This is a genomic window from Acidovorax sp. FG27 (assembly GCF_040365715.1).
GTDB lineage: Bacteria > Pseudomonadota > Gammaproteobacteria > Burkholderiales > Burkholderiaceae_C > Paracidovorax.
Map to the genome: position 1 here is coordinate 107,636 of NZ_BAABVY010000002.1, position 19,624 is coordinate 127,259.

The window sequence follows — 19,624 nt, forward strand, 5'->3', positions numbered from 1 at the left end:
GATCGGCTGAAATACTGTTCAAAACCACAGTATATGCCGATGGCCAGAAACCCTGGCTGGCTAGCGCAGCACCCGGCTGGCCCAGATCACCGCCCAGCCCAGCCCGACGAGCCCGGCCTGCCAGCGGATGGCGATCGTCCAGGTGGCCAGCTGCGATTCGACCCGCTGGTAAAGCAGCCGCCCGGCGGCGATCGAGAGCGCGAAGGCTGCCACCATGCCCAGCGCATTCCATCCCGGCGACCGGGGCGCCGCCTGGCTGACCACGGCGTTCACCACCAGGCAGACCGGAAAGTGCACCAGAAACACCGAATAGGCGATGCGGCCCAGCGACTGCACACCGCCGCACACCAGGCCGCACACCGCGCCCCACACCGCGCCCCCCCTGAGGGCCCAAGGCGTCGGCGCCGGGCCGGCGGGCGCGGGCGTGGACATGGGCGCGCCCGTCGGCCGCATGCACACGGCCAGTCCCATCGCCGTGATCCAGGCGAGCGCGATGCGGTCGCGCCATTCCAGCCACAGCGCCACCGCGCCCAGCAGGGCGATGCCGCCCAGCCAGAGCGCGCCGTGCCGGGGAGAGCGCGCCGCCCAGCAGGCCAGCATGCCCATCCCGTAGACGCCCCAAAAGTACGCGGCCCACGCATCCAGGCCCGGCTGGCGGTTGAACCACCAGAGCGACGCCGCGCAGGCCAGCGCCACCGCGCCGCGCCCGATGGCGGCCGCGCGCTCCGGCGTCCCGCCCCAGCGCCGCGCCGCCGCCATCAGCAGCACGGCCGATGCGAACAGCTGGAAGTCGATGGCCACATACCAGACGCCGGCGGACAGCGCCTCTTCGCCGAACACGTCGTGCAGCAGCACCGCGTGCGCGAGCAGTTGCGCCAGGCTCGGCTCACCGGGCACCGACGGGTGGTCGCCCAGCCAGGGCCGCACGGCTGCCGCGGCCAGCAAGGCGGCGGCCAGCGCAACGGCGTAGGGCACCACCAGCCGCACGAAGCGCCGCCCGATCTGCGTGCCCGCCGCCTCGAACCGCGCCACCCCGGCCGGCGCCAGGCTGGCGGCGGCCAGATAGCCGCCCAGCACCAGGAACACCTGCACCGCGAGCCGCCCGTGCTGGCTCAGCGCCGCCATCAGCGCCGGCGCCAGCGGCTGGGCGATGTCGGACATGGGGCCGTAGAACGCCAGGTGGTGCCAGACGATGGCGGCGCAGGCCAGGCCCTTGAGGGTGTCGATGGATGAATGGCGGGGGGAAGCGGACATGGCAGGTGGGCGGCGTGGCGTGCCGCCCCGGGTACGGCACGGCAGGGGCCACCGGGGCGAGGCGCACGCAAAAACGGCGCGGGCCTTGAAGCACCGCGCCGCACCGGGCCGGAAGCCCGGCCTGATTGCTATGATTCTAATAGCTACCAGCGCTGATAGGACCAGCGCTGGAGCCGCTTTTGGTTCAGGAAATGGACAAGCGGGCGCGGGCCGCCTGGTATTCGGCGCGCAGCCGCTCCACCAGCTCCGCCGCGCCCGTCACGCGGTCGATGGCGCCGATGCCCTGGCCGCAGCCCCAGATGTCCTTCCAGGCCTTTTGCGCGCCGCCGCCGAAGTTCATGGCGCTCGGGTCGGACACGGGCAGGTTCTCCGGGTCCAGCCCGGCGGCGCGGATCGAGGGCGCCAGGTAGTTGCCGTGCACGCCGGTGAAGAGGTTGCTGTAGACGATGTCGTCCGAGTTGCTGGCGACGACGGCCTGCTTGTAGGCCTCCTGTGCGCGCGCCTCGTGCGTGGCGATGAAGGCCGAGCCGATGTAGGCGAAGTCGGCGCCCATGGCCTGCGCCGCCAGAATGGCGCCGCCCGAGGCGATGGAGCCGGACAGTGCCAGCGGCCCATCGAACCACTGGCGGATCTCCTGGATCAGCGCGAACGGGCTCTTGATGCCCGCGTGGCCGCCAGCGCCCGCCGCCACGGCGATCAGGCCGTCGGCGCCCTTCTCGATGGCCTTGTGGGCGAACTTGTTGTTGATGATGTCGTGCATCACCACGCCACCCCAGGCGTGCACGGCCTGGTTCACGTCCTCGCGCGCCCCCAGGCTGGTGATGACGATCGGCACCTTGTACTTGGCGCAGACCTGCATGTCGTGCTCCAGCCGGTCGTTGCTCTTGTGCACGATCTGGTTGATGGCGAAGGGCGCGGCCGGGCTTTCGGGGTGGGCGCGGTCGTGCGCGGCCAGCGCCTCGGTGATCTCGGCCAGCCATTCGTCCAGCAGCTCGGCCGGGCGGGCATTCAGCGCGGGCATGGAGCCGACGATGCCGGCCTTGCACTGGGCGATCACCAGTTGCGGGTTGCTGATGATGAAGAGCGGCGATCCGATGACGGGCAGCGAGAGCTTTTGCAGCACGGGCGGCAGACGGGACATGAGGTCTCCTTGAATGGTTGTAGTTCGAGCCAAATCAGGCTGCAGCGCTTTTTCTACAAGCGCATGCAGCTATCGATTCAATAGCAAATGCAGTCAGAAGGCTTCCAGCGGCAGCGCGGTCACGCTGGCCGCGCCTTCCACGATGGCGTCCCGCAGCGCACCGGTGCGCACCAGCAGGTGGTCGGCATAGAAGCGCGCCGTGGTGATCTTGGCGCGCAGGAAGGCTTCGTCCTGTCCCTCGGGCAACAGGCTCTCGGCCGCCAGCAGCGCCCGGCCCAGCTGCCAGCCGGCCATCAGGTTGCCGGCCAGCATCAGGTAGGGCACGCTGCCGGAGAAGACGGCGTTGGGGTCGGACTTGGCATGCGCCACCACGAACTCCACCACCTGCGTGAAGGCTTCGCGCGCGTCCTTCAGGCGGCGGGCCACGGCCTGCGCGTCGGCGCTGCCACTGGCGGCCAGGTCGGCCTCGGTCTTTTCGACTTGCGCGGCGATGGCCCGGGCCGTGCGGCCGCCGTCGCGTGCCGTCTTGCGCCCCACCAGGTCGTTGGCCTGGATGGCGGTCGTGCCTTCGTAGATGGTCAGGATCTTCGCGTCGCGGTAGTGCTGGGCGGCGCCCGTCTCCTCGATGAAGCCCATGCCGCCGTGCACCTGCACGCCCAGGCTGGTGACTTCCAGGCTCATCTCGGTGCTGTAGCCCTTGACGAGGGGCACCATGAATTCATAGAACGCCGTGTTGGCCTGGCGCACCTGGTCATCGGCATGGTGGTGCGACGCGTCGTAGGCCGCGGCCGCCGTGGTGGCCATGGCGCGGCAGCCTTCAGTCACGGCGCGCATCGTCATCAGCATGCGGCGCACGTCCGGGTGGTGGATGATGGTCGCGCTGCCGGGCAGGCTGCCGTCCACCGGGCGGCTCTGCACCCGCTCCCGGGCGTACTGCACCGCCTGCTGGTAGGAGCGCTCGGAAATCGCGATGCCCTGCAGGCCCACGGCGTAGCGGGCGGCGTTCATCATGATGAACATGTATTCGAGGCCGCGGTTCTCCTCGCCCACCAGGTAGCCCACAGCGCCCCCGTTGTCGCCGAACTGCAGCACCGCCGTGGGCGAAGCCTTGATGCCCAGCTTGTGCTCGATGGAGACGCAGTGCGCGTCGTTGCGCGCGCCCAGGGTGCCGTCCGCGTTCACCAGGAACTTCGGAACCACGAACAGGCTGATGCCCTTGACGCCCTCCGGCGCGCCGGCCACGCGGGCCAGCACCAGGTGCACGATGTTCTCCGCCATGTCGTGCTCGCCGTAGGTGATGTAGATCTTGGTGCCGAAGACCTTGTAGCTGCCGTCGCCCTGCGGCTCCGCCCGCGTGCGCACCAGCGCCAGGTCGCTGCCGGCCTGGGGCTCGGTCAGGTTCATGGTGCCGGTCCACTGGCCGGTGACCAGCTTTTCCAGGTAGGTGGCCTTGAGCTCGTCGCTGCCTGCGGTGATCAGCGCCTCGATGGCGCCGTCGGTCAAGAGCGGGCACAGCGCGAAGCTCATGTTGGCGCTGTTGAGCATCTCGCTGCAGGCCGCGCCGATGGTCTTGGGCAGGCCCTGGCCGCCGAAGTCGACCGGGTGCTGCAGGCCCTGCCAGCCGCCCTCGGCGTACTGGCGGAAGGCTTGCTTGAAGCCGGGCGTGGTGGTGACCACGCCGTCCTTCCACGAAGACGGGTTGCGGTCGCCCACCACGTTGAGCGGCGCCACCACGCCGCCGGTGAACCTGGCGCATTCCTCCAGCACGGCCTGGGCCGTGTCCAGGCCCGCTTCCTTGAAGCCGGGCAGTTGCGCGACCTGCTCGATGCCGGCGAGGTGCTCGATGGCGAAAAGCATGTCCTTGACGGGGGCGACGTAGCTCATGGTGGTTGTCTCCGGGGCAAAAATTGTCGAAAAAAAGGCATCGCGAACGATGCCCTCATCAGCCAACGCTGAAAGTCAGAGTGCCTTGACGAGTTCCGGCACGGCCGTGAACAGATCCGCCTCCAGCCCATAGTCGGCCACGCTGAAGATCGGCGCCTCGGCGTCCTTGTTGATCGCCACGATCACCTTGGAATCCTTCATGCCCGCCAGGTGCTGGATCGCCCCGGAGATGCCCGCCGCGATGTAGAGCTGCGGCGCCACGATCTTGCCCGTCTGGCCCACCTGCAGATCGTTCGGGGCGTAGCCCGCGTCGACTGCCGCGCGGCTCGCGCCGATGGCCGCGCCCAGCTTGTCGGCCAGCGGCGTCATGACTTCGTTGAACTTCTCCGCGCTGCCCAGCGCCCGGCCGCCCGAGACGATGATCTTGGCGGCCGTCAGTTCGGGCCGGTCGTTCTTGGTGACTTCGCGACCGACGAATTGGCTCTTGCCGGAGTCGGCTGCGGCGTCCACCCTTTCCACGGCGGCGCTGCCGCCCGTGGCGGCGGCGGCGTCGAAGCCGGTGGTGCGCACGGTGATGACCTTGGTCTGGTCGCTGCTTTGCACAGTGGCGATGGCGTTGCCCGCGTAGATGGGGCGCTCGAAGGTGTCGGCGCTCACCACGGCGGTGATGTCGCTGATCTGCGCGACGTCGAGCTGGGCGGCGACGCGGGGCGCCACGTTCTTGCCGCCGGCGGTGGCGGGAAAGAGGATGTGGCTGTAGTTGCCTGCCCCATTGCCCTGGAGTGCGAGGACCTGGGCGGCGATGTTCTCGGCGAGGCCGTCTTTGAGGCTGTCGCCGTCGGCCTGGATGACTTTGGCAACGCCTGCGATCTGGGCTGCGGCCTGGGCAGCGGCGTCGGCGCCCTGGCCGGCCACGAGGATGTGGACGTCGCCGCCGCAGGCGAGAGCTGCGGTGACGGTGTTGAGGGTGGCGGGCTTGATGCCGGCGTTGTCGTGTTCTGCAATGACGAGTGCGGTCATGTCGTGTATTCCTTGTCTCAGTCTGTTCAGATCACTTTGGCTTCGTTCTTGAGCTTGTCGACCAGGGCGGCGACGTCGGGCACCTTGACGCCGGCGCCGCGCTTGGCGGGCTCGGCCACCTTCAGGGTCTTCAGGCGCGGCTTGACGTCCACGCCCAGGTCTTCGGGCTTGACGGTGTCGAGCTGCTTTTTCTTGGCCTTCATGATGTTGGGCAGCGTGACGTAGCGCGGCTCGTTGAGGCGCAGGTCGGTGGTGATGACGGCGGGCAGCGTGAGCGCGAGGGTTTCCAGGCCGCCGTCGACTTCGCGGGTGACGTTCACGGTGTCGCCCTGGGCTTCGACCTTGGAGGCGAAGGTGGCCTGCGGCAGGCCGGCCAGGGCCGCGAGCATCTGGCCGGTCTGGTTGGAGTCGTCGTCAATGGCCTGCTTGCCGAGGATGACGAGCTGGGGTTGCTCCTTGTCCACCAGGGCTTTGAGCAACTTGGCGACGGCGAGCGGCTGCAGCTCTTCCGTCGTTTCCACCAGGATGCCGCGGTCCGCGCCGATGGCCATGGCGGTGCGCAGCGTTTCCTGGCACTTGGCGTCGCCGCAGCTCACGGCGATGACTTCGGTGGCCACGCCTTTTTCCTTCAGCCGCACGGCTTCTTCCACCGCGATTTCGTCGAAGGGGTTCATGCTCATCTTGACGTTGGCGATGTCCACGCCCGTGCCGTCCGACTTCACGCGGACCTTCACGTTGTAGTCCACCACGCGCTTGACCGGGACCAAAATCTTCATTGCTGCGGCTCCTTCATTCCTGCTGGTTGAATTGACGTTACGTAAACCGAACCATTCTAGGGTCCGCCGGCGCGGCGCCCGGCCCCAGGCGGCATTGCCGCCGTCAGGGCCATAAAAAAGAACGATCGTGCTTTTTCTGGATTATAGCCCTGGCCGCAGCTGCTCAGGCTGTCGCCTGCGGCTCAGCGGCGGTGCCCTTGATCTGCACGACACGCTGCGGATAGGGAATGTCGATGCCGGCCGCGCGCAGGCCTTCCAGGATGGCGATGTTGATGTCCGAGCGCAGGTTCACGGTGCCGGCCGAAGGGTCGCTGACCCAGAAGTTGAGGCTGAACTCCAGTCCGTCGGGCGCGAAGTTGACCAGGTAGGCGACCGGCTGCGGCTCCTTGAGCACACGCGGCTGCGCGGCGGCGGCGTCGCACAGGATCTGCTGCACCTGAGCCACCTGGCTGTCGTAGCCCACGACGATGTTGGTGGTGACGTTGAACTTGCGGTCGGCGTCCGAGAGGTTCTCCACCCGCTGCGTGATGAGCGTTTCGTTGGGCACGATGGATTCGCGCCCGCTGCCGGCGCGGATGAGCGTGTAGCGGGTCTTGATGTCGGTGATGCGCCCCTCGAAGCCATCGACGCGCACGTTGTCGCCGATGCGCAGCGAACGTTCGAGCAGGATGACGAAGCCGCTCACGTAGTTCGACGCGAGCTTCTGCAGCCCGAAGCCCAGGCCCACGCCGACGGCGCCGCCCAGCACCGAAAGCGCCGTCAGGTCCACGCCCACGGCCGAGAGCGCGAACAGCAGGCCGACCAGCAGCAGCATCGCGCGCGTGGCGTTCACCGCCACCTTGCGCATGGAAAGATCCACGATCGTGCGGTCCAGCAGGCGCCGCTCCAGGGTGGAAGACAGCCACAGGGCCAGCAGCATGACCACGGTGGCGGAGAGCGAGCCCTCGATCAGCGTGAGCGCCGTGACCTGGGACTTGCCGAAGTGGATGGCGACGCCCGCCAGCTCGGCGCGCACCGCCGGCAGCAGCCCCACGATCCAGAGCACCGCCACTCCCCAGGCCAGCCACGAGACGATGCGCTCCAACAGCCGCATGGCCGCCGACCGGGGAAACGCGTTGGCGAGGATGCGTGCGAAGAACCGGATCAACACCAGCGAACTGAGCACCGGCACCGCCACCCGTAGCAGGAAGACGGGCTGCAGCAATGTCTCCATGCCCACGCGGGCGGCATAGACCAGGGCCAGCGCCAGCAGCGGAAACATCAGCCCATCGACCGTGCGGCGGCCGAACCACACCGAATCGGGCGGCTGCTGGCGGCCCAGCACGCGGCTGGCCCCGTACGCGAGCGCCAGGCAGGCCGCCAGCAAGGCCACTTCGATCCAGGTGTGGGACTGGCTGAAATCGTGGATCAGCGCGTGCAGGGCTTCCATGGGCGGGAGTCTCGGGGCATGGGTGATGGCGGGGCGGGACGCAGCTGCGTTCCCGGCCGGAGAGCCTGGAAGCTTAAGGCAGCGCTGAACAAGTCCCGGCGATGCGGCGCGCTCTGCTCGAAGGAAGGGCTGCAAGGCGCCAACCGCAGCAATAGCCGCAGCAAGAGCCGCAGCTATTGCGAGGATCGGCAACGCAGCAGACCGCCTCCGGCAGAGATGCGCCGCGCGCGAGGGGCTTATTCAGCGTTGCCCTAACGCCGCCCCGAAGGCCCGCCCGAGAGCGTCACCCTCCAGAACAGCAGCGCGACCAGACTGACGGCTGCGCCCAGCACGCACACCCCCTGCCAGCCGGCATGCGCATACATGGCGGTGGAGCCGATCGCCCCAAGGCCGCTACCGGCGGCGTAGAAGAGCATGTAGGCGGCGATCAACCGGCCGTGCGCCTGCGCGCCGTGCCGCAGGATCAGGCTCTGGTTGGTGACGTGCAGGGCCTGCCCGCCCAGGTCGAGCAGCACGATTCCGATCACCAGGGCGGCGAGCGATTGCTCCAGCATCGACAGCGGCCACCATGCGATGAGCAGCGCCACCAGGGCTGCGGCGCTGACCCGCTCGCCATGGCCCCGGTCCGACCAGCGCCCCGCGCCCGCCGCCGCCAGGGCGCCGACGGCGCCGACCAGGCCGAAAGCGCCGATGGCGGTGTGGGAGAAGCCGAAGGGCGGCGTGCTCAAGGGGAACACCAGGGCGCTCCAGAAAATGTTGAACGCCGCGAACATCAGCAGCGCGAGCGTGCCGCGCACCTGCAGCACGCGGTCGTCGCGCAGCAAGGCAAACATCGAGCGGATGAGGCGCGGATAGGAAGATCCGTCGACCGCCGCGCCGGCGGCGGGGAGCCGCCGCCACATCGGCAGCGCGAGCGCTGCGAGCAACGCCGCGGCGCCCAGATACACGCTCCGCCAGCCCGCCACATCGGACACTGCTCCTGCGAACACCCGGGCCAGCAGCAGACCCATGAAGATGCCGCCCTGGGCCGCCCCGACCACGCGACCGCGTTCATGCTGCGCGGCCGCGCTGGCTGCGTAGGCGACGATCCCCTGCGCCATGGCCGTGCCCAGCAGCCCCACCAGCAGCATCCCCGACAGCAGAATCGAAGAAGACCGGGCGACACCCACCAGGACCAGGGCGCCGGCCAGACCGAGCCACTGGACCGCCATGAGCCGCCGGCGGTCCACGCGGTCGCCGAGGGGCAACAGCAGCACCAGGGCCAGCGCGCAGCCTGCCTGCGTGGCGGTGACCACGGCGCCGATCGCAGCCGGGCCGATACCGAAATCCCGCGCCAACGCGTCGAGCAGCGGATGGGCGTAGTACACGCCGGCCACGCCCAGCCCGCCCGCCGCCGCGAAGAGGCGGACCACCCCGGACGGCATGGGGGCACAAGCTGGAGTTGGCACATCGGAGCACTCGGCGGCTGGTGGCTGGGGCGGATCGGCAAGAGGCATGACAGGCATCCATTCTGGTTTTAAAACAAAACCAGACGGATGCTAGAGGGTGCAGTTTTAAAATGCAACCTGATTACCCACCCCTCCACCCTGCCCCGCGCGATCCACTCGCCCCGCCCACATGCCCACCAGCGAACCCCTGAACGAAAGCTCCTGCCCCGTCGCACGCAGCGTTGCCGTGGTGGGTGACCGCTGGTGCCTGCTCATCGTGCGCGATGCATTCGACGGCATCCGCCGCTTCGGCGATTTCCAGCGCAGCCTGGGGCTCGCACGCAATATCCTGTCCGACCGGCTTCGCCGGCTGGTGGAGGCTGGCATCCTGGCGCTGCAGCCGGCGTCGGACGGCTCGGCGTATCAGGAGTACGTGCTGACGCCGCAGGGCAACAGCCTCTTTCCCGTCGTCGTGGCCCTGAGGCAATGGGGGGAACAGCACCTGTTCCAGCCGGGAGAACGTCACTCGGTATTGATTGAGCGCAACACCGGTGACCCGGTCCGCCTCATGACACCCAGCACCAAGGATGGCAGCGTGCTGACGCCAGGTGGCACGGAGGTGCGCAAGATCGGGGACTGAGGCGGCGCATGGCGGAGCACACGGCCGCTGGTGGCACACACCCACCGCTGCGGGCGGCCCTGGGAATCAGCGCGCTGCCAAAGGCGGCGTTTCGCCCACGGCCTTCCAGGCCGGAACGCGCTTTTCCGCGAAGGCGCGGGCGCCTTCCTGCGCGGCCTCGTCCATCATGTTCAGCGCCATCGCCTGGCCGGCCAGCTGGTAAGCGGCGTCGATGCCCAGTTCGCGCTGCTGGTAGACCAGGGCCTTGCCCATGGCCACTGCGGCGCGGGGCTTGTCGAGGATGGCGGCGACCAGCGATTCGACTTCGGCATCCAACCCGTCGGGCGTCGCCACGCGGTTGACCAGCCCCTGCGCCTGCGCGGTGCGGGCGTCGATGAAGTCGCCCGTCAGCAGCATCTCCATGGCCTGCTTGGCGGGCATGTTGCGCACCAGCGGCACGCTGGGCGTGGCGCAAAAAAGGCCGTAGTGGATGCCGCTGGTCGCGAAGCGCGCCGTCTCGCTGGCCACGGCCAGGTCGCACTGCGCCACCAGCTGGCAGCCGGCGGCCGTGGTGATGCCCTGCACCCGGGCGATCACCGGCACCGGCAGGCGGTGGATGGCCAGCATCACCCGGCTGCACTGCGCGAACAGCTTCTGGTAGTAGGCCTGCTCGGGCCGCTGCGCCATGGCCTTCAGGTCGTGGCCGGCGCAGAAGGCCTTCCCTTCTGCGGCCAGCACCACAACGCGGGCGCCCTCGTCGCGGGCGATGGCGTCCAGCGCCTGCTGCAGCGCGGCCAGCATGGGCTCGCCCAGCGCGTTGAAGCGGGCCGGGTCAGCCAGCGTGAGGGTGACGACGCCGCGGGCGTCGCGGTCGGTGCGCAGGGGTGAATGGGCGGGGGTGGTGGTGGTCATGGCGGGCGATGGAAAGGGGCGGCCGGTCGGCCGCACGGGAGCCGTCAGAGATCGGCCAGCACGCGGATGTGCGCCTCGACGCTGCGCGCCAGCGGGTCCATCATGTAGCCGCCCTCCAGGCACGAGACGATGCGGCCTTTGCTGAAGCGCCTGGCCACGTCCTTGATGCGCTGGGTGATCCAGGTGTAGTCCTGCTCGGTCAGGCCCAGCTGACCCATGTCGTCCTCGCGATGGGCGTCGAAGCCGGCGGACACGAAGATCATCTCGGGCTTGAACGCCTCCAGGCGCGGCATCCACATCATCTCGATGATCTCGCGCACGTCCATGCCCTTGGTGTAGGCCGGCACGGGCACGTTGAGCATGTTGGGCGCCGGGTCCACGTCGCCGCTGTACGGAAAGAAGGGGTGCTGGAAGATGCTGACCATCAGCGCGCGCGGGTCGCCCGAGAGGATGTCCTCGGTGCCGTTGCCGTGGTGCACGTCGAAATCGACCACCGCCACGCGCCGGAGTTGGTAGCGCTCCAGCGCATAGCGCGCCGCCACCGCCACGTTGTTGAAGAAGCAGAAGCCCATGGCCTGCCCGCGCGTGGCGTGGTGGCCGGGTGGGCGCACGCTGCAGAAGGCGTTTTCGATGTCGCCCGCCATCACCGCGTCGGTGGCGGCCAGCGCGGCGCCGGCGGCGCGCAGCGATGCGGCCCAGGTATGGGCGTTGATGGAGGTGTCGGTGTCGATCTGCGCGTGGGCCGGGCCGCCGGCCTGCTGCTCTTCGACCAGGCGGTCCGTCAGCCCGCGCAGCGAGGCCACGTACATGCGGTCGTGCGCCAGTTCGATGTCGGCGAGCGACGCCTGCGGCGCCTCGTAGCGCTCCAGCGCGTCGGCCACGCCGGTGACCAGCAGGCGGTCCTCGATGGCATCCAGCCGGGCGGGGCATTCCGGGTGGCCGGCGCCCATTTCGTGCTTCCAGCAATCGCGGTGAGTGAAATAGCCCGTTTTACCCACAGTCATTGGCTCGTCTCGTTTCTTTTTCGGATAACGTCAGTGCCATGCACGCACAGCCCAAGATCCAGTCGCTTTTGAACCAGCTTAACACGGTGATCGTGGGCAAATCGGCCCAGATCCAGGACTGCGTGGCCTGCCTGCTGGCCGGCGGCCACCTGCTGATCGAAGACGTTCCGGGCGTCGGCAAGACCACCCTGGCGCATGCCTTGTCGCGCACCTTCGGGCTGCAGTTCTCCCGCGTGCAGTTCACCGCCGACCTGATGCCGAGCGACCTGACCGGCGTGTCGGTGTACGAGCGCGGCCGTGAATCCTTCGTCTTCCACCCCGGCCCGGTGTTCGCACAGGTGCTGCTCGCCGACGAGATCAACCGCGCCAGCCCCAAAACCCAGAGCGCGCTGCTGGAGGCCATGGAAGAGAAGCAGGTGTCGGTGGAAGGCGAGACCCGCGCCCTGCCCCACCCCTTCTTCGTCATCGCCACGCAGAACCCGCACGACCAGCTGGGCACCTTCGCGCTGCCCGAGTCGCAGCTAGACCGGTTCCTGATGCGCATCTCGATCGGCTACCCCGACCGGGCGGCCGAGCGCCTGCTGCTGGCCGGCAGCGACCGGCGCGAGATGGTGGATACCCTGCTGCCGCTTCTGTCGCAGGACGAGCTGGCCGAGCTGCAGCGCCAGGTGCTGGCTGTGCATGCCGCCGAGCCGCTGCTGAACTACGTGCAGGACTTGATCGCCGCCACCCGCTCGGGCCGCTGGTTCCTGCAGGGCCTGTCGCCGCGCGCGGGCATCGCGCTCATGCGCGCCGCCAAGGCGCAGGCGCTGATCGCCGGGCGCGACTACGTGGCGCCGGACGACGTGCAGGCCATCCTGCCGCAGACGGTGGCGCACCGGCTGGTGCCGGTGGGCGACGCGGGGCGCGGCGCGGTCGAGCAGGTGCGCGCCATGGTCGACGCGGTGCCGCTGCCCTGACCGGGCAAGTGACCGCCCAGCTCGACGACCCACCCCCTTCGCATGCCGCCTTCGCTCGAAGCCCACCCGCACGCGCCCCCCGGTGCCGCCCCGGCACGCCCGCGCCGCGCAGGCCCTCTCGCGCCCGTCGCCCGGCGCTGGCAGCAGTGGTGGCACAGCCGCCTGCCGCGCACCGACACCGTCACGCTGACGCAGCGCAACGTCTACATCCTGCCCACGGGGGCGGGCTGGATGCTGGCGCTGACGCTGCTGGTGCTGCTGGTGGCGTCGATCAACTTCCAGCTCAACCTGGGCTATCTGCTCACTTTCCTGCTGGCGGGCAGCGCGGTGGCCGGCATGCACATCTGCCACGGCACGCTGCGCGGGCTGACGCTGCACCTGGCGGCGCCCGAGCCGCAGTTCCTGGGTACCAGCGCCACCTTCGAGGTGCAGCTGAGCAGCGAGCGCGCCACGCCGCGCCATGGCATCGCCGTGGCGGTGCACGGCAGCCGCCAGTGGGTGTGGACCGACGTCCCGGCGGCCGGCCGCGCCACCGTGCAGGTGGCCTTCCGTCCCACGCGGCGCGGCCTGCACGACGTGCCCGCGCTGACGGCGGAAACCCGCTTTCCGCTCGGCACCTTCCGCGTCTGGACGATCTGGCGGCCGGCCGCGCAGGTGCTGGTCTATCCGCAGCCCGAAGTGCCCCCGCCCCCGCTGCCGGCCGGGGAGCCGCGCGCGGGCGGCGCGGGCAGCGCGCCGGCGCAGGGCATCGGCGAATTCGACGGCGTGCGCGCCTACCGCCGGGGCGACCCGCTCAAGCTGGTGGTCTGGAAGAAGGCCGCCAAGTCGCTGGCCACCGGCACCGACGACCTGGTGAGCCGCGACGCGCAGCAGGCCCAGCGGCAGGAGCTGTGGCTCGACCCGGCCGTCACCAGCCTGGCCGACCCCGAGGCGCGCCTGTCGCGGCTGGCGGCCTGGGTGATCCAGGCCGACCGGCTGGGCGTGGAGTACGGCCTGCGCCTGCCCGGCGTGGAACTGGCGCCCGACACCGGCGCCGCCCACCGCCGCCGCTGCCTGGAGGCGCTGGCGCTGTCATGAACGCCCTCGCACTGCATGGAAAATCCGGCTCCAGCGCCGATGGAAACAACGCGGACAGCTATGTATTCGGTAGCAAACGCCGCACGACCCCGGGCGGGGCACGCCCATGAGCCTGCGCCAGACCCTCGCCAGCCTGCCGCGCGACACCCGCGACACGCTCTTCCTCCTGGCCGTCATCGCCTGGGTGATCTCCGCGCAACTGCCCACCCTGCCCGGCTGGACCACCGCCCTGGCCGCCGGCGTGCTGGCCTGGCGCGGCTGGCTGACCTGGCATGGCCGGCCGCTGCCCAGCCGCTGGCTGACCGGCGCGCTGCTGGCGCTGGGCGTGGGGCTCACGCTCCTCACGTTTCGCACCATCATCGGCCGCGAAGCGGGGGTGACGCTCATCATCGTGCTGCTGTCGCTCAAGACGCTGGAGCTGCGCGCCCGGCGCGACGCGATGGTGATCTTCTTCCTGGGCTTCTTCACCCTGCTCAGCAGCTTCTTCGTGTCGCAGTCGCTGGTCACGGCGGCGATGATGCTGATCGCCCTGCTCGGCCTGCTCACCGCCTTGGTGAACGCGCACCTGCCGGTGGGCCGGCCGCCGCTCGCGCAGTCGATGCGCATGGCGGCGCGCATGGCGCTGCTGGGCGCACCCATCATGCTGGCGCTCTTCCTGCTCTTTCCGCGCATGGCGCCGCTATGGGGCATGCCGGCCGACGAGGCGCGCGGGCGCAGCGGCCTGTCGGGCGAGATGAGCATTGGCAACATCGCCAGCCTGGTGCTGGACGAAGGCGTGGCCATGCGCGTGCGCTTCGACACGCCCGGCGGCCAGCCGCCGCCGCAGCGCGATTTGTACTTTCGCGGCCCGGTTCTCACGGTGTTCGACGGGCGCGACTGGTCGTCGCTGATGCAGCCGCGCATGGCGGGCGTCATGCCGGCCTCGCCCGCTCCGGCGCAGCTGGAGGTGCGCGGCGAGCCGGTGCGCTACGAGGTCACGCTGGAACCCACCCGCCAGCCCTGGCTGCTGACGCTGGACGCCGCGCAGGACGCGCCCGAGCTGCCGCCCGGCACCCGCGCCTTCATGACGCCCGAGCTGAACTGGATGGCCAACCGAGCCGTCGGCGAAGTGCTGCGCTACCGCGCCGAAAGCCACGTCGACTTCAGCCACGGGCCGCGGCAGCGCACGCGCCAGATGCAGCCCTACGTGCAGCTGCCTGCCGGCCTGAACCCGCGCACGCTGGCGCTGGCCGCGCAGATGCGGGCCGACCCGGCCCTGGCCGCAGGGGGCACGCAGGCCTTCATCGACGCGGCGATGGAGCGGCTGCGCACCGGCGGCTACACCTACACGCTGGAGCCGGGCGTCTACGGCCAGCACACGGCCGACGAATTCTGGTTCGACGCGAAGGCGGGTTTCTGCGAGCACATCGCCTCGGCCTTCGTGGTGCTGATGCGCGCGCTGGACGTGCCCGCCCGCATCGTCACCGGCTACCAGGGCGGCGAGCTCAACGGCTTCGACAACTACTGGACGGTGCGCCAGGCCGACGCCCACGCCTGGAGCGAGGTCTGGCTGGAAGGCCGCGGCTGGGTGCGGGTCGACCCGACGGGCGCCGTCTCGCCCGGCCGTGTGGGTGCTTACCAAAGGCTGCAGGCGCCGCGTGGCGCCCTCGGCAGCGCATTCGACGCGGTGATCGCGCCGGGCTTCGCCCAGAACCTGCGCGCCGCGTGGGAGGCCGTGAACAACCGCTGGAACCAGTGGGTGCTGAACTACACCCAGGGCCGCCAGCTCGACCTGCTGCGCGCCCTGGGCGTCGAATCGCCCAGCTGGCAGGACCTGGGGCGCGTGCTGGCCGGCCTGGTGGCCATCGTGGCGCTGGCGGGCGTCGCCTGGAGCTGGTGGGACCGCAGCCAGCACGACCCCTGGCTGCGCCTGCTGGCCCGCGCCCGCCGCCGCCTCGCCCGCGCCGGGGTGGCCCTGCCCGCGCACCTGCCGCCCCGCGCCATGGCGGGCCAGGTGCGCGACCGTTTCGGCGCGCCGGCCGCGCCCATCGCCGACTGGCTGCTGCGCATGGAGCAGGTGCGCTATGCGGCGCAACCGGCCGGCGCGCTGGCCACCCTGCAACGCGACTTCCGCACCCTGCCCTGGCCGCGCACGGCGGCCGGCCCCGTCCCGCATCCTTCATGACCCTCGCCGCCAGGAACGCTCTTCTTTTCATAGCTGCTTGCGCAATATCCATCGGCGCCGCAGCCCAAAATGCCCCGCAACCCCGGCAGAAGAAGGCCGCCGCTGCAGCCGCTGCCGCCCCCGTGCTCTATGCCAGCCGGGCCGACGCGATGGCCCTCGCCGACGACATCGCCGCACGCCGCAACCTCGACCGCGAATGGGTGCGGCAGGCCATCGGCCAGGCCCGGCTGCTGCCGCAGGTGCCCAAGCTGATGCTGCCCGCGCCGGGCGGCGCCACCGCCAAGAACTGGCGCGTGTACCGCAGCCGCTTCGTGGAGCCCATCCGCATCCGCGCCGGGGTGCGCTTCTGGCAGGACAACGCCGCCACCCTGGCCCGCGCCGAGCAGGAGTGGGGCGTGCCGGCCGAGGTCATCGTCGGCATCATCGGCGTGGAAACCATCTACGGCCAGCAGATGGGCGGCTTCCGCGTGATGGACGCGCTGGCCACGCTGTCGTTCGACTTCCCGGACGCGCACCCACGCGCCGCCGACCGCCGGGCCTTCTTCCGGGGCGAGCTGGAGCAGTTCCTGAGCCTGATGGACCGCACCGGCACCGACCCCTTCACGCCCCGCGGCAGCTACGCCGGCGCGATGGGCCTGGGCCAGTTCATGCCGTCCAGCTGGGTGCGCTATGCCGTCGACTACGACGGCGACGGCCGCATCGACCTCTGGAACAGCGCGGCCGACGCCATCGGCTCGGTCGCCCACTACTTCAAGGGCCACGGCTGGCAGACCGGCATGCCCGTTTGGTACGACGTGCGCTTCGAGCCGGACCGGCTGCAGCTGCCCGCCCTGCTCGCGCCCGACATCCTGCCCACCTTCACCGCCACGCGCATGGCCGAGCTGGGCGCCACGCCGCTGGGCGCGGGCGCGGCACACGCCGGGCCGCTGGCCCTGGTCGAACTGCAAAACGGCGGCGACACGCCCACCTATGTGATCGGCACCGAGAACTTCTACGCCATCACGCGCTACAACTGGTCGAGCTACTACGCCCTCGCCGTCGACGCGCTGGGCCGCGAGGTGGCGGCGGCGCGGGGCCGTTAGGGAAGTTCTGCACGGATCGAGCGGGAAGGGGACGCCGCGCGGTGTTGCGTGCGGAGGTCCTCAAGCAGCGTCAACAACCGTCAGGCGATTCTGGCGCCGACGCGGCGGCTTCCTGCCCGCCTACAGCCGCGCAGTGGTGCGCTGGTTAGAAACAAGGCAGCCACCCACCAGGCGACGAGTGCACCGGCCCGCCGGCCGCCCTGCGCTGCGCTGGCTGGTTCGTTCCGCTCGTCCTTTCGCTCCCGCGCTGCCCGACATGAAGCCCTCCACCGTCTACGAAATCGCCCGCAAATCCGTCTCGGCCTGGGTGGACGACTACGCGCCCAGCATGGGCGCGGCCATCTCCTACTACACGGCGTTCTCCATCGCCCCGCTGCTGGTCATCGTCATCGCCGTGGCGGGCTACGTCTTCGGCGACGAGGCCGTGCGCGGCTCGCTGCAGGGGCAAATCTCCGGCCTGGTGGGAGCCGACGGCGCGCAGGCCATCCAGGGCCTGATCAGCAGCGCCCGCGAACCCACGGAAGGCGTGGTGGCCACCAGCCTCAGCATCGCCCTGCTGATCGTCGGCGCCACCACCGTGTTCGCCGAGATCCAGAGCGCGCTCGACCGCATCTGGCACGTGCCGGAAAAAGCCAAGCCCAGCGGCCTCTGGGGCCTGCTGCGCGCCCGCTTCCTGTCGTTCGGGCTGATCCTGGGCCTGGCTTTCATGCTGATGGCCTCGCTCACCATCAGCGCGGCCATGGCGGCCATCGGCACCTACTTCTCGTCGCTGCTGCCCGGCTGGGACGTGGTGCTGTTCGTGCTGAACATCTGCATCTCGCTCGCGGTGGAGACGGTGCTGTTCGCCATGATCTTCAAGTTCATGCCCTCCACCAAAATCGCCTGGAGCGACGTCTGGGTGGGCGCCATCGTCACCGGCGTATTGTTCGAGCTGGGCAAGGTGCTGATCGGCCTCTACGTGGGCAAGGCGGGCGTGAGTTCGACATACGCGGCGGCCGGCTCCATCGCCGTGATCCTGATCTGGGTGTATTACGCCGCGCAGATCTTTCTGCTGGGGGCGGAATTCACCAAGGTGTATGCGACGGAATACGGGTCCCATCGCTTGAAGGCCACGCCAGCGGGCGCAGACCATCCTGCGCAGCGGGGGGCAGAAGACGGCGCCGTTGCGACGGCCCAGCCACCGGCCGCCCTGCCCGCCCGCATCAGCCAGCGGGTGGACGAAGCCCTGCCCGCCGCGCCGGTGGTCCGGCACTCGGACTTCCCGCCGCCCACCCAGGTCGCGATGGGGGCGGCGCTGGTGCTGGGGCAGTGGCTGCTGGAGCGGTGGCTGGAAAAGCAAATGCGCCGGTCCAAGCACACCAAGCCGAACGCACGGCAGAACCGCAACGCCACAGGGCGCCGGTGAGAACAGGCCGTCAGGGCAGCACCGAGGCGCTGCGCTGATCAAGCCGGCCGCTGCATGCGGCAGCTGTGCGGCTGCTCCGCCTGCTCGGCCCCGATCCGCCGCACGACGCGGAACCCATACCCCGACCCTTCCACGTCGAACTGCACGCCCGGCGCCCCCTGCTTGTCCATCACGCCCACTACCAGCCCCTGCTGGAACTGGTGGTCCGCCACGCGCATGCGGCCGGACTGGCCGGCCAGCTGGACCTGGGCGGTTTCCATCTGGCGCGCCACGGCCAGGGCGTCCACCGTGCCGGCGCGCTCGATGGACTGGGCCAGCGCTTCCACCATGAGCTGCATGCGCATGTGCACGTAGTCGTCGGCGGCGCGGGGAAAGCGCTCGCGGAACGCGCGGTAGAAGGCTTCGCTCTGCGGCGTGGGCACATTGGGCAGCCAGTCGGCCACGGCTACCACCTTGCCGACGCCGGCGTCGCCGAGCGCTGCCGGGGCGCCCAGGGCGTTGCCGTAGAAGGTGTAAAACATGCCGTCAAAGCCGACCTCGCGGGCGGCCTTGACCAGCAGGGTGAGGTCGTTGCCCCAGTTGCCCGTGATGACGGCCTGCGCGCCGCTGGCCTTGATCTTCACCGCGTAGGGCGCGAAGTCCTTCACGCGGCCGACGGGGTGCAGTTCTTCGCCGACCACGGCGACATCGGGGCGCTGGGCGGCGAGCTGCTTCTTGGCCTCGCGCAGCACGGCCTGGCCGAAGCTGTAGTCCTGGCCGATCAGATACGCGCCCTTGAGCGCCTTGTCTTCGCGGATAACTTCCATCAGCGCGGCCATGCGCATGTCGGCATGGGCGTCGAAGCGGAAATGCCAGAAGCTGCATTTCTCGTTGGTCAGGATCGGGTCGACCGCCGAGTAGTTGAGAAACACGACGCGCCGGGCCGGGTCGCGGTCGTTGTGCTTGCCGATGGCGTCGATCAGCACGGCGGCGGTGGCCGACGAGTTGCCCTGCAGGACGAAGCGCGCACCATCGTCGATGGCCGCGCGCAGGGCCGACAGGGCCTCTTCGTTCTGGCCCTTGCTGTCGTAGCGGGTGACGACCAGCGGGCGCGCCCCGCCCGGCAGCGGCACGCCGCCGCGGGCATTCACGCGCTCGGTGGCCCAGAGCACGTTGCGGAACACGGCCTCGCCCGTATTGGCGAAGGGGCCGGACAGGCTTTCGATCAGCGCGACCTGGATGGGCGCGGCCTGGGGGCCAGCGAGGGATGCGGCTGAACACCCGGGAAAGGCGGCGCATGCCAGGACGAGGGCGCTGGCGCGCAGGCCCTGGCGACGGGACAGAGGGAACGACATGGCAGAGAAATCCGACGGCGAGACGAGGGCAGCCGGCGCAGGGCGCGGGCCGGGGCGGCGCAGTGTAGCCGCGCCTGTGATGCTGCGCGGACGGCGCCGTGGGCCGCCGGCCCCCGGAGCGCGCAGCGACAGGGCTG

Annotated in this window: 16 protein-coding genes; 6 read left to right on the top strand and 10 right to left on the bottom strand. The window is 70.1% G+C overall.

The window, feature by feature from the left end:
- Positions 1 to 60: 60 nt before the first annotated feature.
- The 7 genes from ABWV53_RS01040 to ABWV53_RS01070 form a co-directional block, all read right to left on the bottom strand.
- Entirely contained in the window at positions 61 to 1,254 is a 1,194-nt protein-coding gene (locus tag ABWV53_RS01040) for an acyltransferase family protein (protein ID WP_353362027.1), read from the bottom strand.
- Between the two features lie 184 nt (positions 1,255 to 1,438).
- The gene (locus ABWV53_RS01045; protein ID WP_353362029.1) at positions 1,439 to 2,395 is read right to left on the bottom strand and encodes an NAD(P)H-dependent flavin oxidoreductase; all 957 of its coding nucleotides are present in this window, start codon (positions 2,393 to 2,395) and stop codon (positions 1,439 to 1,441) included.
- A 93-nt stretch (positions 2,396 to 2,488) separates the two neighbouring features.
- Positions 2,489 to 4,279: an acyl-CoA dehydrogenase gene (locus ABWV53_RS01050; RefSeq protein WP_353362031.1), complete on the bottom strand. Its 1,791-nt coding sequence runs from the start codon at positions 4,277 to 4,279 to the stop codon at positions 2,489 to 2,491.
- 75 nt (positions 4,280 to 4,354) lie between these two features.
- On the bottom strand, positions 4,355 to 5,299 hold the full coding sequence (locus ABWV53_RS01055; RefSeq protein ID WP_353362033.1) for an electron transfer flavoprotein subunit alpha/FixB family protein: 945 nt from the start codon (positions 5,297 to 5,299) through the stop codon (positions 4,355 to 4,357).
- A gap of 26 nt (positions 5,300 to 5,325) precedes the next feature.
- Entirely contained in the window at positions 5,326 to 6,075 is a 750-nt protein-coding gene (locus ABWV53_RS01060; RefSeq protein ID WP_353362035.1) for an electron transfer flavoprotein subunit beta/FixA family protein, read from the bottom strand.
- A gap of 163 nt (positions 6,076 to 6,238) precedes the next feature.
- Positions 6,239 to 7,504, bottom strand: a complete 1,266-nt coding sequence (locus ABWV53_RS01065; RefSeq protein ID WP_353362037.1) for a mechanosensitive ion channel family protein — start codon at positions 7,502 to 7,504, stop codon at positions 6,239 to 6,241.
- Positions 7,505 to 7,755: 251 nt separating this feature from the next.
- Positions 7,756 to 8,928, bottom strand: a complete 1,173-nt coding sequence (locus ABWV53_RS01070) for an MFS transporter (RefSeq protein ID WP_353362039.1) — start codon at positions 8,926 to 8,928, stop codon at positions 7,756 to 7,758.
- A 193-nt stretch (positions 8,929 to 9,121) separates the two neighbouring features.
- On the opposite strand from ABWV53_RS01070, the gene ABWV53_RS01075 reads away from it, so the two are divergent.
- The gene (locus ABWV53_RS01075) at positions 9,122 to 9,571 is read left to right on the top strand and encodes a winged helix-turn-helix transcriptional regulator (protein WP_353362041.1); all 450 of its coding nucleotides are present in this window, start codon (positions 9,122 to 9,124) and stop codon (positions 9,569 to 9,571) included.
- 66 nt (positions 9,572 to 9,637) lie between these two features.
- Here the strand turns inward: ABWV53_RS01075 and ABWV53_RS01080 are convergent, their stop codons facing one another.
- Complete coding sequence (locus ABWV53_RS01080; RefSeq protein WP_353362043.1) at positions 9,638 to 10,462, bottom strand: enoyl-CoA hydratase; 825 nt, start codon at positions 10,460 to 10,462, stop codon at positions 9,638 to 9,640.
- A gap of 44 nt (positions 10,463 to 10,506) precedes the next feature.
- Complete coding sequence (locus ABWV53_RS01085) at positions 10,507 to 11,466, bottom strand: histone deacetylase family protein (protein WP_353362046.1); 960 nt, start codon at positions 11,464 to 11,466, stop codon at positions 10,507 to 10,509.
- A gap of 38 nt (positions 11,467 to 11,504) precedes the next feature.
- Here ABWV53_RS01085 and ABWV53_RS01090 point away from each other — a divergent pair, with 38 nt between their 5' ends.
- The 5 genes from ABWV53_RS01090 (at position 11,505) to ABWV53_RS01110 (ending at position 18,153) form a co-directional block, all read left to right on the top strand.
- Positions 11,505 to 12,425: an AAA family ATPase gene (locus ABWV53_RS01090; protein ID WP_353362048.1), complete on the top strand. Its 921-nt coding sequence runs from the start codon at positions 11,505 to 11,507 to the stop codon at positions 12,423 to 12,425.
- 42 nt (positions 12,426 to 12,467) lie between these two features.
- Complete coding sequence (locus ABWV53_RS01095) at positions 12,468 to 13,502, top strand: DUF58 domain-containing protein (protein ID WP_353362050.1); 1,035 nt, start codon at positions 12,468 to 12,470, stop codon at positions 13,500 to 13,502.
- A gap of 106 nt (positions 13,503 to 13,608) precedes the next feature.
- Positions 13,609 to 15,666: a transglutaminase TgpA family protein gene (locus tag ABWV53_RS01100; RefSeq protein ID WP_353362052.1), complete on the top strand. Its 2,058-nt coding sequence runs from the start codon at positions 13,609 to 13,611 to the stop codon at positions 15,664 to 15,666.
- Positions 15,663 to 16,748, top strand: coding sequence for a lytic murein transglycosylase B (mltB, locus tag ABWV53_RS01105; RefSeq protein WP_353362054.1), 1,086 nt, complete (start codon positions 15,663 to 15,665; stop codon positions 16,746 to 16,748). The genes ABWV53_RS01100 and mltB overlap by 4 nt, the downstream gene beginning before the upstream one ends.
- Before the next feature lie 256 nt (positions 16,749 to 17,004).
- Positions 17,005 to 18,153 carry a YihY/virulence factor BrkB family protein gene (locus tag ABWV53_RS01110; RefSeq protein ID WP_353362056.1) on the top strand — a complete coding sequence of 383 codons (1,149 nt, stop codon included), beginning with the start codon at positions 17,005 to 17,007 and terminating at the stop codon, positions 18,151 to 18,153.
- A gap of 38 nt (positions 18,154 to 18,191) precedes the next feature.
- Here the strand turns inward: ABWV53_RS01110 and ABWV53_RS01115 are convergent, their stop codons facing one another.
- Positions 18,192 to 19,487 (bottom strand): branched-chain amino acid ABC transporter substrate-binding protein, encoded by a 1,296-nt coding sequence (locus ABWV53_RS01115; RefSeq protein WP_353362058.1) that lies wholly within the window; start codon positions 19,485 to 19,487, stop codon positions 18,192 to 18,194.
- Positions 19,488 to 19,624 lie beyond the last annotated feature (137 nt).